11 protein-coding genes are annotated in these 13,267 nt (G+C 62.9%); 9 read left to right on the top strand and 2 right to left on the bottom strand.

Features of this window, described 5'->3' with window-relative positions; translation table 11 throughout:
* Window positions 1–107: 107 nt before the first annotated feature.
* Window positions 108–1,385: a citrate synthase gene (gltA, locus tag F595_RS0111900; RefSeq protein ID WP_022957100.1), complete on the bottom strand. Its 1,278-nt coding sequence runs from the start codon at window positions 1,383–1,385 to the stop codon at window positions 108–110.
* A 320-nt stretch (window positions 1,386–1,705) separates the two neighbouring features.
* On the opposite strand from gltA, the gene sdhC reads away from it, so the two are divergent.
* The 9 genes from sdhC to sucD all read left to right on the top strand — a co-directional run bounded on the left by sdhC (window position 1,706) and on the right by sucD (window position 12,953).
* Window positions 1,706–2,095: a succinate dehydrogenase, cytochrome b556 subunit gene (gene sdhC, locus F595_RS0111905; protein ID WP_026913565.1), complete on the top strand. Its 390-nt coding sequence runs from the start codon at window positions 1,706–1,708 to the stop codon at window positions 2,093–2,095.
* The gene (gene sdhD / locus F595_RS0111910; protein WP_156873885.1) at window positions 2,092–2,460 is read left to right on the top strand and encodes a succinate dehydrogenase, hydrophobic membrane anchor protein; all 369 of its coding nucleotides are present in this window, start codon (window positions 2,092–2,094) and stop codon (window positions 2,458–2,460) included. Before sdhC ends, sdhD begins: the two co-directional genes overlap by 4 nt.
* Before the next feature lie 3 nt (window positions 2,461–2,463).
* Window positions 2,464–4,236, top strand: coding sequence for a succinate dehydrogenase flavoprotein subunit (gene sdhA / locus F595_RS0111915; RefSeq protein ID WP_026913567.1), 1,773 nt, complete (start codon window positions 2,464–2,466; stop codon window positions 4,234–4,236).
* Window positions 4,237–4,251: 15 nt separating this feature from the next.
* Window positions 4,252–4,959, top strand: a complete 708-nt coding sequence (locus tag F595_RS0111920) for a succinate dehydrogenase iron-sulfur subunit (RefSeq protein WP_026913568.1) — start codon at window positions 4,252–4,254, stop codon at window positions 4,957–4,959.
* 417 nt (window positions 4,960–5,376) lie between these two features.
* The gene (locus tag F595_RS0111925) at window positions 5,377–8,217 is read left to right on the top strand and encodes a 2-oxoglutarate dehydrogenase E1 component (RefSeq protein ID WP_022957105.1); all 2,841 of its coding nucleotides are present in this window, start codon (window positions 5,377–5,379) and stop codon (window positions 8,215–8,217) included.
* Between the two features lie 24 nt (window positions 8,218–8,241).
* Complete coding sequence (gene odhB, locus F595_RS0111930; protein WP_022957106.1) at window positions 8,242–9,432, top strand: 2-oxoglutarate dehydrogenase complex dihydrolipoyllysine-residue succinyltransferase; 1,191 nt, start codon at window positions 8,242–8,244, stop codon at window positions 9,430–9,432.
* A gap of 14 nt (window positions 9,433–9,446) precedes the next feature.
* Window positions 9,447–10,880, top strand: coding sequence for a dihydrolipoyl dehydrogenase (lpdA, locus tag F595_RS0111935; RefSeq protein ID WP_022957107.1), 1,434 nt, complete (start codon window positions 9,447–9,449; stop codon window positions 10,878–10,880).
* Between the two features lie 28 nt (window positions 10,881–10,908).
* Complete coding sequence (sucC, locus tag F595_RS0111940; protein WP_022957108.1) at window positions 10,909–12,072, top strand: ADP-forming succinate--CoA ligase subunit beta; 1,164 nt, start codon at window positions 10,909–10,911, stop codon at window positions 12,070–12,072.
* A gap of 2 nt (window positions 12,073–12,074) precedes the next feature.
* Window positions 12,075–12,953: a succinate--CoA ligase subunit alpha gene (gene sucD, locus F595_RS0111945; RefSeq protein ID WP_022957109.1), complete on the top strand. Its 879-nt coding sequence runs from the start codon at window positions 12,075–12,077 to the stop codon at window positions 12,951–12,953.
* Window positions 12,954–13,007: 54 nt separating this feature from the next.
* Here the strand turns inward: sucD and F595_RS0111950 are convergent.
* A partial coding sequence (locus F595_RS0111950; RefSeq protein WP_022954820.1) for an integrase core domain-containing protein occupies window positions 13,008–13,267 on the bottom strand: 260 nt, incomplete at its 5' end.

Genomic DNA, 13,267 nt, shown 5'->3' on the forward strand with positions numbered 1-13,267 from the left:
AGCGTCCGCATCTGGCGCTGAAATACAAAACGCCCGATGCAATGCACCGGGCGTTTTGAGAGAAACAGGTGTCAACCTATTTCAGGACTGGACACAGGCGACAGCGATCAGCGCTTGTCCACCGACACGAAGTCACGACGGGTGTAACCCGTGTAGAGCTGGCGCGGACGGCCGATCTTGTACGGGCCGCTGTGCATTTCCAGCCAGTGCGAGATCCAGCCGACGGTGCGGGCGAGGGCGAAGATCACGGTGAACATGGAGGTCGGAATGCCGATGGCCTTCAGGATGATGCCAGAGTAGAAGTCGACGTTCGGGTACAGCTTGCGCTCGATGAAGTACGGGTCGCTGAGGGCGATCTTTTCCAGCTCCATGGCCAGGGCCAGTTGCGGATCGTTGATGCCGAGGGCGGCGAGGACTTCGTCGCAGGTCTGCTTCATGACCTTGGCGCGCGGGTCGAAGTTCTTGTAGACGCGGTGACCGAAGCCCATCAGCTTGACTTCCTTGGTCTTCACCTTCTCCATGAACGGCTTCACGTTCTCGATGCTGCCGATCTCGTCGAGCATCTGCAGCACGGCTTCGTTGGCGCCACCGTGGGCCGGGCCCCAGAGCGCGGCGATGCCTGCGGCGATGCAGGCGTACGGGTTGGCACCGGTGGAGCCGGCCAGACGCACGGTCGAGGTCGAGGCGTTCTGCTCGTGGTCGGCATGCAGGGTGAAGATGCGGTCCATGGCCTTGGCCAGCACCGGATTGACCTTGAAGTTCACGTCAGCCGGCACCGAGAACATCATGTGCAGGAAGTTCTCGGCATAGCCCAGGTCGTTGCGCGGGTACACGAAGGGCTGGCCGGCGGTGTACTTGTAGCTCATCGCGGCAATCGTCGGGATCTTGGCGATCAGACGGATGGCAGTGATTTCGCGGTGCTTCGGATCGTTGACGTCGAGGCCATCGTGATAGAAGGCGGACAGGGCGCCGACCACGCCGCACATCACGGCCATCGGGTGGGCGTCACGACGGAAGCCTTCGAAGAACTTGCGGATCTGGTCGTTGACCATGGTGTGGTCGGTGACGAGCTTGGTGAATTCAGCCTTCTGTGCGGCATTCGGCAGTTCGCCGTTGAGCAGCAGGTAGCAGACTTCCAGGTATTCGGCCTGTTCGGCGAGCTGGTCGATCGGGTAGCCGCGGTGCAGCAGAATGCCCTTGTCGCCGTCGATGAAGGTGATCTTGGATTCGCAGGCCGAGGTGGCCATGAAGCCCGGGTCATAGGTGAAGTAGCCCTTGGCCAGCACATCCTTGACGTCGATCACGTCCGGGCCGAGGGTGCCGGAGGTCACCGGCAGGGACAGGGTTTCATCGCCAATGGTCAGCGTCGCGGTCTTTGCCGTCATCTACGGTCTCCTGGAAGGGGGCAGGCAGCACGGCATGGAGGCGCACTGCGGAAAGCGCGGCTAGCTTAAATCACGAGGCAGAATTGTCAATCAAGGCGACTCCCGCCTGGCTGCCACTCATACTGAAGTCGAAGACAATGGTCGGACGGAAAGCATGAAAACCGCAGGTAGCCCGTTTGTATTACGGTTTGTGCGGGATTATACTTTCGCGTCGATCTTGCAGGCGCCTGAATTTACTGGATTTATCCTTTGAAATCAGGGGCTTGACAGGGTTTCCCTCTTGCCAAGCCCTTCGGGCCAGACCAACAGGATGCACTTCTGTGAAAACCAACAGACCCGTCAACCTTTCGTTGGCAACCGTCATTGAGGTCAATCTCAAGTCGCCGGTCGCCGTCGCCTCCATCCTGCATCGCCTTTCGGGCATCTTGCTGTTCTTCGTGGTTCCCGGCCTGCTGGCCCTGCTGAACTGCTCCCTGGCCTCGCCGGAAAGCTTTGCCGAGGTGCAGACCCTGCTCTCCGGCACGGTCGCCAAGCTGGTTCTTTTCGTGGCCCTTGCCGGTCTTGCCTATCACTTCCTGGCCGGCATCAAGCACCTGGTCATGGACTGGGGCGTCGGGGAAACCCTTGAAGGTGGGCGTGCCTTTGCCAAGGCCATGCTCGTGACTGCAGCCTTCGCCATTGCGGCGATCTTTGTGTGGGTGGTGCTGTGATGAAGAGTGCAACCAGTTTCTCGCGTTCGGGTTTGTCCGATTGGCTGGTCCAGCGTGTCAGTGCTGTCATTCTCGCCGTGTACACGGTGGTGCTGTTCGGCTTCATCGTCTGCAACCCGGGCATGAGCTACGAGACCTGGCACGGTTTCATGACCAATGATGCGATGCGCATCTTCACCTTGCTGGCTCTGCTGTCCTTTGTCGGTCACGCATGGATCGGCATGTGGACGGTTTTCACGGATTACCTGACCTCGCGTCAGATGGGTCCGAAGGCAGACGTGCTGCGTCTGCTGGCACAGGTCGCGATGGGCATTGCCCTGTTCGTGGTCATTGTCTGGGGCATTCAGATCATTTGGGGCAACTAAATCATGTCGAAAATGCGTACCGTCAATTTTGATGCCGTCATCGTGGGTGGTGGCGGCGCCGGCATGCGCGCCTCGCTGCAACTGGCCCAGTCCGGCTTCAAGACGGCCTTGATCTCCAAGGTGTTCCCGACCCGTTCGCACACCGTCTCCGCCCAGGGCGGCATCACCTGCGCCATCGCGTCGGCCGATCCCAATGACGACTGGCGCTGGCACATGTACGACACCGTCAAGGGTGCCGACTTCATTGGTGACCAGGACTCCATCGAGTACATGTGCTCGGTCGGTCCGCAGGTCGTGTTCGAGCTCGAGCACATGGGCCTGCCGTTCTCGCGTACCGAGGAAGGCCGCATCTACCAGCGTCCGTTCGGTGGCCAGTCGAAGAACTACGGCGAGGGCGGTCAGGCTGCCCGTACCTGTGCCGCGGCTGACCGTACCGGTCACGCCCTGCTGCACACCCTGTATCAGCAGAACCTGAAGAACAACACCAAGTTCTACATCGAGTGGCTGGCCCTGGACCTGGTGCGCAACCAGGACGGCGCCGTCTGCGGCGTCATCGCCATGGATATCGCCACCGGCGAAACCGTGTTCTTCAAGTCCAAGGCCACCGTGTTCGCCACCGGCGGCGCCGGTCGCATCTACTCGTCGACCACCAACGCCCACATCAACACCGGTGACGGCGTCGGCATGGCGGCACGTGCCGGCATTCCGCTGCAGGACATGGAAATGTGGCAGTTCCACCCGACCGGCATCGCCGGTGCCGGCGTGCTCGTCACCGAAGGCTGCCGCGGTGAGGGTGGCTACCTGCTCAACAAGGATGGCGAGCGCTTCATGGAGCGTTATGCCCCGAACGCCAAGGACCTCGCCTCGCGTGACGTGGTGGCCCGTTCCATGGCGACCGAGATCCGCGAAGGCCGTGGTGCCGGTCCGGATGGCGAGTACGTCTACCTGAAGCTCGATCACCTCGGCAAGGACGTGCTGCACAGCCGTCTGCCGGGCATCTGCGAACTGGCCCAGACCTTCGCGCATGTCGATCCGGTCAAGGAACCGATCCCGGTCATCCCGACCTGCCACTACATGATGGGCGGCATCCCGACCAACGTTCACGGCCAGGCCATCAGCGTCGATGCCCAGGGTCGCGACCACATCATTCCGGGTCTCTACGCCGTTGGCGAAATCGCCTGCGTGTCGGTGCACGGTGCCAACCGCCTCGGCGGCAACTCGCTGCTTGACCTCGTGGTGTTCGGTCGTGCCGCCGGTCTGCACATCGAAGACGCTCTGCGTCAGGGCATGGAGCAGCGTCAGCCGTCCGAATCCGACGTCGAGCGCGCCCAGGCACGCACGGCACGCTGGGACAGCTCGGTCAGCGGCGAGTCCGTGCCGGCCCTGCGCAAGGAACTGCAGAAGACCATGCAAAGCGCCTTCGGCATCTTCCGTCGCGGCGAAGACATGGACAAGGGCGTGGTGGCTGTCGCGGAACTGCGCGAGCGCATCGGCAAGGCCAATCTGGCTGACAAGTCCGGCGCCTTCAACACGGCCCGTGTCGAGGCCCTCGAGCTGGACAACCTGCTCGAGACCGCCGAAGCCACCGCGCTGGCTGCCCAGGTTCGTACCGAATCGCGTGGTGCTCACAGCCGTGAAGACTATCCGGATCGTGACGACGAAAACTGGCTTGCCCACTCGCTGTTCCTGCCGGAACAGAAGAAGGTGGTCAAGCGCGCCGTCAACTTCGCGCCCAAGCAGGTCAAGGCCTTCCAGCCCAAGGCCCGTACTTACTGATTCAAGGTGACCGACATGCTCAAAGTCAGCATTTATCGCTACAACCCGGAAACGGACCGCGAACCGTACATGAAGGACTACCAGATCGACACCCAGGGTCGCGATCTGATGGTTCTGGACGTGCTCAACCTGGTCAAGGAACAGGATGATTCGCTGGCCTATCGCCGTTCCTGCCGTGAGGGCGTCTGCGGTTCCGACGGTCTCAACATGAACGGCAAGAACGGCCTGGCCTGCATCGTGCCGGTGTCGCAGGCGACCAAGGGTGGCAACCACCTGATCGTCAAGCCGCTGCCGGGCCTGCCCGTGGTGCGCGACCTGGTCGTCGACATGACCATGTTCTACACCCAGTACGAGAAGGTTCAGCCCTACGTCATCAACGACACGCCGGCGCCGGCCATCGAGCGTCTGCAGTCCCCGGAAGACCGCGAGAAGCTCGACGGCCTCTACGAGTGCATCCTGTGCGCCTGCTGCACCACGAGCTGCCCGTCGTTCTGGTGGAACCCGGAAAAGTTCCTGGGTCCGTCGGCGCTGCTGCAAGCCTGGCGCTTCCTGGCGGACAGCCGTGACACGGCGACTGCCGAGCGTCTGGCCAAGCTGGACGACCCGTTCTCGCTGTTCCGGTGCCGCGGCATCATGAACTGCGTCAGCGTCTGCCCGAAGGGCTTGAACCCGACCAAGGCCATCGGCCATATCCGCAACATGCTGCTGACCCAGGCATCCTGAGTCAGCACGCAGGGGCAGGGCGGCCCTTCGGTTGCCCTGCTGCGGAGCACAAAACCCGGCGAAATACCCTTTCGCCGGGTTTTTTATTGCCTGTCATCGGACAGTTTCATTTTTCGCCGGCTGCCACTTTGGTAGTGGTTCCTAGCCTCCGGCATTCGCGCTAGTATCGGCCAGTCCGCAAGGTCGGGTGCCCGGTGCGCCGGGTCTTGAGCAGGGTCGTTTCGTGTTGGCTTGGTTCTTGCTATCAAGTCGCGGTTTCGGCACTGCCGGACGGTTGAATGCACCAGATCTTGCCTAAAGGCGACGTGGTGTGGGTCGCGGTGCCTCATAAAGGTGCTGCGGTAATGTCTGAGAGTGTGTGGCAGCCGGATGGTCGGGCTCAAAGCGCCTTCCACACCTCTGTTTGGGATAACAACTATGCAAGACGGCCAGATGCAGCGGCAGTGGAGCACTTCTCAGCTCTCTGCCGAGAATGCTGCCTATGTCGAAGCGCTTTACGAAGAATACTTGGTGACACCCCAGTCTGTGCCCGAAGAATGGCGCAGCTATTTCGAGAAACTCCCGCGCGTCAACGGCATCAGCCAGGACACGCCGCACCAGGGTGTGCGTGAGCAGTTCCTGCTTCTCGGCCGCAACAGCAGCCGTGCCCGTCCGATGGAAGTTTCCCGCGTCAGCACCGACCACGAGCGCAAGCAGGTGGGTGTGCTGCAGCTGATCGCCGGTTACCGCAACCGGGGTCATCAGTGCGCGCAGCTCGATCCGCTGCGCCTGATGCCGCGACAGCGTGTCTCAGACCTCGATCTCGCCACCCACGGCCTGTCACTGGCCGATCTCGATACCGTCTTCCATACCGGCAACCTGGCCATCGGCAAGGAAGAATGCACGCTGCGTGAAATGGTCGACGCCATGGAGGCGATCTACTGCCGCAGCATCGGCATCGAATACATGCACATCGTGGATACCGCGCAGAAGCGCTGGATCCAGCAGCGACTCGAAGGCATGCGCGGAAACCCTGCCTACGCCCCCGAAACGCGCAAGACCCTGCTCGCCGAGCTGACTGCTGCCGAAGGCTTGGAAAAGTACCTGGGCACAAAGTACGCCGGTGCCAAGCGTTTCGGTCTCGAAGGTGGCGAGTCCCTGATTCCGATGCTGTCCGAGATGATCCAGCGTGCCGGCAGCTATGGCACCAAGGAAGTCGTCATCGGCATGGCACACCGCGGTCGACTCAACACCCTGGTCAACATTCTCGGCAAGAACCCGGCTGACCTGTTCGAGGAGTTCGAGGGCAAGGCACTGACCACCAAGGGCTCCGGTGACGTCAAGTATCACCAGGGCTACTCGTCCAACATCGAGACCCCGGGTGGCGAAGTTCACCTCGCCATGGCCTTCAACCCGTCCCACCTTGAAATCGTGTCGCCGGTGGTCGAAGGCTCGGTGCGTGCCCGTCAGGATCGTCGCGGCGACACCACCGGTCAGCTGGTGCTGCCGATCAGCATCCACGGCGATGCCGCCTTCGCCGGCCAGGGCGTGGTCATGGAAACCTTCCAGATGTCGCAGACCCGGGGCTACCGCACCGGCGGCACCGTGCACATCGTGATCAACAACCAGGTCGGTTTCACCACCAGCCGCATCGACGACGCACGCTCCACCGAATACTGCACCAGCGTCGCCAAGATGGTTCAGCCGCCGATCTTCCACGTCAACGGTGACGACCCGGAAGCGGTGCTGTTCGTGACCCAGATGGCGCTGGACTACCGCATGGAGTTCAAGCGCGACGTCGTCATCGACATGTACTGCTACCGTCGCCGCGGCCACAACGAGGCCGACGAGCCGTCGTCCACCCAGCCGCTGATGTACCAGGTCATCAACAAGCTGCCGACCACCCGTGCCCTCTACGCGGAGCATCTGCTCAAGGCTGGCGTGATCCAGGCTGGCGAGGCCGACACTCTGGTCGACGCCTACCGTCAGGCCCTCGAGTCCGGCGAGCACGTGGTCAAGAAGCTGGTGCGCCAGCCCAACAAGTCGCTGTTCGTGGACTGGACGCCCTATCTCAACCATCCGGTGGTGGACGAGTGGGACACCGGCGTGCCGATGGCGGTGATCAACGAGCTCGGCAAGCGTCTGGGCGTGATTCCGGAAGGTTTCGTTGTCCAGCGTCAGGTGCAGAAGGTGCTCGAGGATCGCCAGCGCATGTGGTCCGGCAATCTCGAGCTGAACTGGGGCGCTGCCGAGGTCATGGCCTACGCGACCCTGCTCAAGGATGACACCCTGGTCCGCATCACCGGCCAGGACGTCGGTCGCGGCACGTTCTCGCATCGCCATGCCATCATGTACAACCAGAAGGACAATTCGCCCTTCTGCCCGCTGCAGCAGATCGCGCCCAGTCCGCGCCGCTTCGAGATCTACGACTCGCTGCTGTCGGAAGAGGCGGTGCTGGCCTTCGAGTACGGCTATGCCACCACCACGCCGGGCGCCTTGATCATCTGGGAAGCCCAGTTCGGCGACTTCGCCAACGGTGCCCAGGTGGTGATCGACCAGTTCATCTCCAGCGGTGAAACCAAGTGGGAGCGCCTCTGCGGTCTCACCATGCTGCTGCCGCACGGCTTCGAAGGCCAGGGTCCGGAGCACTCCTCGGCGCGTCTTGAACGCTTCCTGCAGCTGTGTGCCGAACACAACATCCAGGTCTGCACGCCGTCGACGCCGTCGCAGATCTTCCACCTGCTGCGGCGTCAGGCCGTGCGTCCGCTGCGCAAGCCGCTGATCATCATGTCGCCGAAGAGCCTGCTGCGTCACAAGCTGGCGGTATCGCCGGTGGAAGAGCTGGTCAGTGGCCAGTTCCGCACCGTGATTCCGGAAACCGACGCGCTCGATCCGGCCGAGGTGCGTCGCGTCATCATCTGTGGCGGCAAGGTCTACTACGACCTGCTCGAGAAGCGTCGCGAGCTGGGCATGACCGATACCGCCATCATCCGCGTCGAGCAGCTCTATCCCTTCCCGGATCGCAAGCTGCTCGAGGCCCTGGCACCGTATGCCAAGGCCGGCGAGGTGTTCTGGTGCCAGGAAGAGCCCATGAACCAGGGCGCCTGGTACAACACCCGTCACAACCTGGAACGCGTCATGCGCCAGTGGAAGCCGGCCCTGACCATCCAGTACGCCGGTCGTCCGTCGTCGGCGGCCCCGGCCTGTGGCTCGGTGTATCTGCACGCGAAAGAGCAGGCGGCCCTCGTCGCCTATGCCCTCGGCATTCCCTCCGCTTAATGGCCTAGCCCAAGGAAACGCATCATGAGTCTGGAAATCAAAGCCCCCGTGTTCCCCGAGTCGGTCGCCGACGGCACCGTGGCCACCTGGCACAAGAAGCCGGGTGAAGCGGTATCCCGCGACGAGCTGCTGGTCGACATCGAAACCGACAAGGTCGTGCTGGAAGTGGTCGCGCCTGCCGATGGCGTGCTCTCGCAAGTGCTGAAGAACGAAGGCGACACCGTGCTGTCGCAGGAAGTGCTGGCCATCTTCACCGCCGGTGCCGGTGCCGCTGCTGCCCCGGCCGCCGCCGCGCCGGCTGCTGCCGCTCCCGCTGCAGCGCCGGTTGCCGCTGCTGTCGCCGGTCCGGCCGCACGCCTGGCGGCCGATGCTGCTGGCGTCGCGCTCGACACCGTCGCTGGCACCGGTGCCGGTGGTCGTGTCACCAAGGCTGACGTGCAAGCCGTGGTCGCCAGCAAGCCGGCTGCCCCGGCCGCTGCCGCCGCCCCCGCACCGCTGTCCCTGGCAGTCGGCGAGCGCGTCGAGAAGCGCGTGCCCATGACCCGTCTGCGTGCCAAGGTCGCCGAGCGTCTGCTCGAGGCCAAGCAGTCCACCGCCATGCTGACCACCTTCAACGAGGTCAACATGAAGCCGGTCATGGAGCTGCGCAAGCAGTACGTGGAGCGTTTCGAGAAGGTGCACGGCGTCAAGCTCGGCTTCATGTCCTTCTTCATCAAGGCCGCCACCGAAGCCCTCAAGCGCTTCCCGGCCGTGAACGCCTCCATCGACGGCAATGACATCGTCTACCACGGCTACCAGGACATCGGCGTCGCCGTGTCGTCCGACCGTGGTCTGGTGGTGCCGGTGCTGCGCAATGTCGAACACATGAGTATCGCCGAGATGGAAAAGGGCGTGCTCGACTTCGGCAAGAAGGCCCGTGATGGCAAGCTTGGCATCGAGGACATGACCGGCGGCACCTTCACCATTTCCAATGGCGGTGTCTTCGGCTCCCTGCTCTCGACTCCCATCCTCAATCCACCACAGACCGCCATCCTCGGCATGCACAAGATCCAGGACCGCCCGATGGCCGTGAACGGCCAGGTCGTGATCCTGCCGATGATGTACCTGGCCCTGTCCTACGATCACCGCCTGATCGACGGCAAGGAAGCCGTGAGCTTCCTGGTCGCCATCAAGGAACTGGTTGAAGATCCGGCCCGTCTGTTGCTGGAAATCTGAAGAGAACTGCACGCATGACACAAAAAGCAGATGTGGTGGTGATTGGCGGCGGACCCGGTGGCTACGAGGCCGCCATCCGCGCCGCACAGCTCGGACTCTCGGTGATCTGCATCGAGCGTCGCATTCACAAGGGCAAGCCGGCCCTGGGCGGTACCTGCCTCAACGTCGGCTGCATTCCGTCCAAGGCGCTGCTGGATTCCTCGCACAAGTACCACGACCTCAAGGCCGGTTACGCCAAGCACGGCATCCAGTTCGGCGAGGTCAGCATCGACATCGCCGCCATGCAGGCACGCAAAGACAAGGTCGTTGACACCCTGACCGGCGGCATCGCCGGTCTGCTCAAGGGCAACGGCATCACCTGGCTGCAGGGCAGTGGCAAGCTGCTCGCCGGCAAGCGCGTCGAGTTCACCCCGCACGAGGGTGAGATCGAGGTGATCGAGGCCGGCTCGGTGATTCTCGCCTCCGGTTCCAAGCCCATCGAGATCCCGGTGGCTCCGCTGGTCGATGATCTGATCGTCGATTCCACCGGGGCCCTCGAGTTCACCAGCGTGCCTGCCCGTCTCGGTGTCATCGGTGCCGGCGTCATCGGCCTCGAACTGGGCTCGGTGTGGTCGCGCCTGGGCTCCGAGGTGGTGGTGCTGGAAGCGCTCGACGTCTTCCTCGCGGCGGCCGACCGTGCCATTGCCAAGGAAACCCAGAAGACCCTGACCAAGCAGGGCCTGGACATCCGCCTCAGCGCCCGTGTCACCGGTGCCAAGGTGGTGGATGGCAAGGTGCATGTGACCTATCAGGATGCCGCAGGCGAGCACAGCGAAGTCTTTGACAGACTCATCGTTGCCGTCGGCCGTCGTCCGGTCACTGCCGGTCTGCTCAGCGTCGACAGCGGCGTCAGCCTCGACGAGCGCGGCTTTGTCCATGTCGATGGCCAGTGCCGTGCCTCGGTGCCGGGCGTCTATGCCATCGGTGACCTGGTGCGAGGCCCCATGCTCGCGCACAAGGCCATGGAAGAGGGCGTGATGGCTGCCGAGCTGATTGCCGGCCACCATGCCCGCTTCAACTATGACCTGGTCATTTCAGTGATCTACACCCATCCCGAAGTGGCCTGGGTGGGTCTCAGCGAAGAACGCGCCAAGGCCGAAGGCTTTGATGTCAAGACCGGCCAGTTCGCGTTCGCCGTCAACGGCCGTGCACTGGCCGCCGACGACAACGCGGGCTTCGTCAAGTTCGTTGCCGACAGCAAGACGGACCGTCTGCTCGGCATGCACGTGATCGGCCCGGGTGCCGGCGACATGATCCACCAGGGCCTGATCGCCATGGAGTTCGGCGCCAGCGTCGAGGATCTGCAGCTCATGTGCTTTGCCCACCCGACCCTGTCGGAGGTGGTGCACGAAGCCGCGCTGGCGGTGGACGGGCGTGCCATTCACGCCATCCAGCGCAAGCGCAAGTAACCTTTTTCAAACGAGTGGTGATGACACAATGAATCTGCACGAATATCAGGGCAAGCAGCTGTTTGCCGAGTATGGTCTGCCCGTGTCCAAGGGTTTCGCCGCCTCCACGCCGGAAGAGGCCCGCGCGGCCGCCGAGCGCATCGGTGGTTCGGTCTGGGTGGTCAAGGCCCAGGTCCACGCCGGTGGTCGCGGCAAGGCCGGTGGCGTCAAGCTGGTGAAGAGCCTGGATGAAGTCGAGGCCTTTGCCCGTGACAAGCTGGGCACGCGTCTGGTCACCTACCAGACGGATGCCAACGGTCAGCCGGTGACCAAGATTCTCGTCGAGACCTGCACCGACATCGCGCGTGAGCTCTACCTCGGTGCCGTGGTCGATCGCGCCACCCGTCGCGTGGTGTTCATGGCCTCCACCGAAGGCGGCGTGGAAATCGAGAAGGTTGCCCACGAAACCCCGGAAAAGATCCTCACCGTCGCGCTCGACCCGCTGGTCGGCCCGCAGCCCTACCAGGGCCGTGAACTGGCCTACAAGCTCGGCCTCAATGCCGAGCAGGTCAAGCAGTTCGTGAAGATCTATCTGGGTCTGGGCAAGATGTTCACCGACCTGGACCTGGCCCTGCTGGAGATCAACCCGCTGGTCATCACCAGCGAAGGCAACCTGCACTGCCTGGATGCCAAGATGGTGATCGACTCCAACGCCCTCTACCGTCACCCCAAGCTCAAGGCCATGTACGACCCGACCCAGGAAGACGAGCGCGAGCGCCGCGCCGCCGAGTGGGAACTGAACTACGTCGCCCTCGAAGGCAACATCGGCTGCATGGTCAACGGTGCCGGTCTGGCCATGGCCACCATGGACCTGATCAAGCTCAAGGGCGGCCAGCCCGCGAACTTCCTGGACGTCGGCGGCGGTGCCACCAAGGAACGCGTCACCGAGGCCTTCAAGATCATTCTCTCCGACAGCTCGGTGAAGGCCGTTCTGGTCAACATCTTCGGCGGCATCGTGCGCTGCGACATGATTGCCGAAGGCATCATCGGCGCGGTCAAGGAAGTCGGCGTCAAGGTGCCGGTGGTGGTCCGTCTCGAGGGCAACAATGCCGAACTGGGCGCGCAGAAGCTGCGTGAGTCCGGTCTCAACATCATTCCGGCCGCCTCGCTCAACGAAGCGGGCGAGCTCGTCGTCAAAGCTGTGGGAGCCTGAACATGAGTGTCCTGATCAACAAAAGCACCAAGGTGATCTGCCAGGGCTTCACCGGCTCGCAAGGCACCATGCACTCGGAGCAGGCCATTGCCTACGGCACCCAGATGGTCGGCGGCGTGACCCCGGGCAAGGGCGGCACCACCCACCTCGGTCTGCCGGTGTTCAACACCGTGCGTGAAGCCGTCGAACAGACCGGCGCCACCGCCTCGGTGATCTACGTGCCGGCCTCGTTCGCCAAGGATTCCATCCTCGAAGCCGTCGATGCCGGCATCGAGCTGGTGGTCTGCATCACCGAAGGCGTGCCTGCCATCGACATGCTCTACGTCAAGGAATACATCGTCCGCAAGGGCGGCGTGCGCCTGATCGGGCCGAACTGCCCGGGCATCATCACCCCGGGCGAATGCAAGATCGGCATCATGCCGGGCCACATCCACCTGCCGGGCAAGGTCGGCATCGTGTCGCGTTCTGGCACGCTTACCTATGAAGCCGTCAAGCAGACCACCGATCTCGGCTTCGGCCAGTCGACCTGCATCGGCATCGGCGGCGACCCGATTCCGGGCATGACCTTCATCGATGCCCTGCGCCTGTTCCAGGACGACCCGCAGACCGAAGCCATCATCATGGTTGGCGAGATCGGCGGTTCGGCGGAAGAAGAGGCTGCCGAGTTCATCAAGGCCCATGTCACCAAGCCGGTGGCGTCCTACATCGCTGGCGTCACCGCGCCGGCCGGCAAGCGCATGGGCCATGCCGGTGCCATCATCTCTGGTGGCAAGGGCACGGCAGACGAGAAGTTCGCCGCCCTGCAGGCCGCTGGCGTGAAGACCGTTGCCAACCCGGCCATGCTGGGTGCCGCGATTGCCGAGCTGACTGGCTGGAAGTGATTCCTGCTGCGTCAAACGGTGTCCAGTCCTGAAATAGGTTGACACCTGTTTCTCTCAAAACGCCCGGTGCATTGCATCGGGCGTTTTGTATTTCAGCGCCAGATGCGGACGCTCCTGGTTGTAGATGGTCACCGACTCCATGACCATTTTCCTTGCCTCCAGCAGGTCATGTGGACGCTGCAACAGCAGCTCGCACTTCAAGATGCCGTTGACCCGCTCCGCCAGGGCATTTTGGTAACAGTCATAGCCGTCTGTCATCGAACAGCGTATGCCATGACGCTCATGCAGCTGCTGATATACCCGTGAGCAGTACT

The sequence above is a fragment of the Perlucidibaca piscinae DSM 21586 genome (genome assembly GCF_000420045.1).
Lineage (GTDB): Bacteria > Pseudomonadota > Gammaproteobacteria > Pseudomonadales > Moraxellaceae > Perlucidibaca > Perlucidibaca piscinae.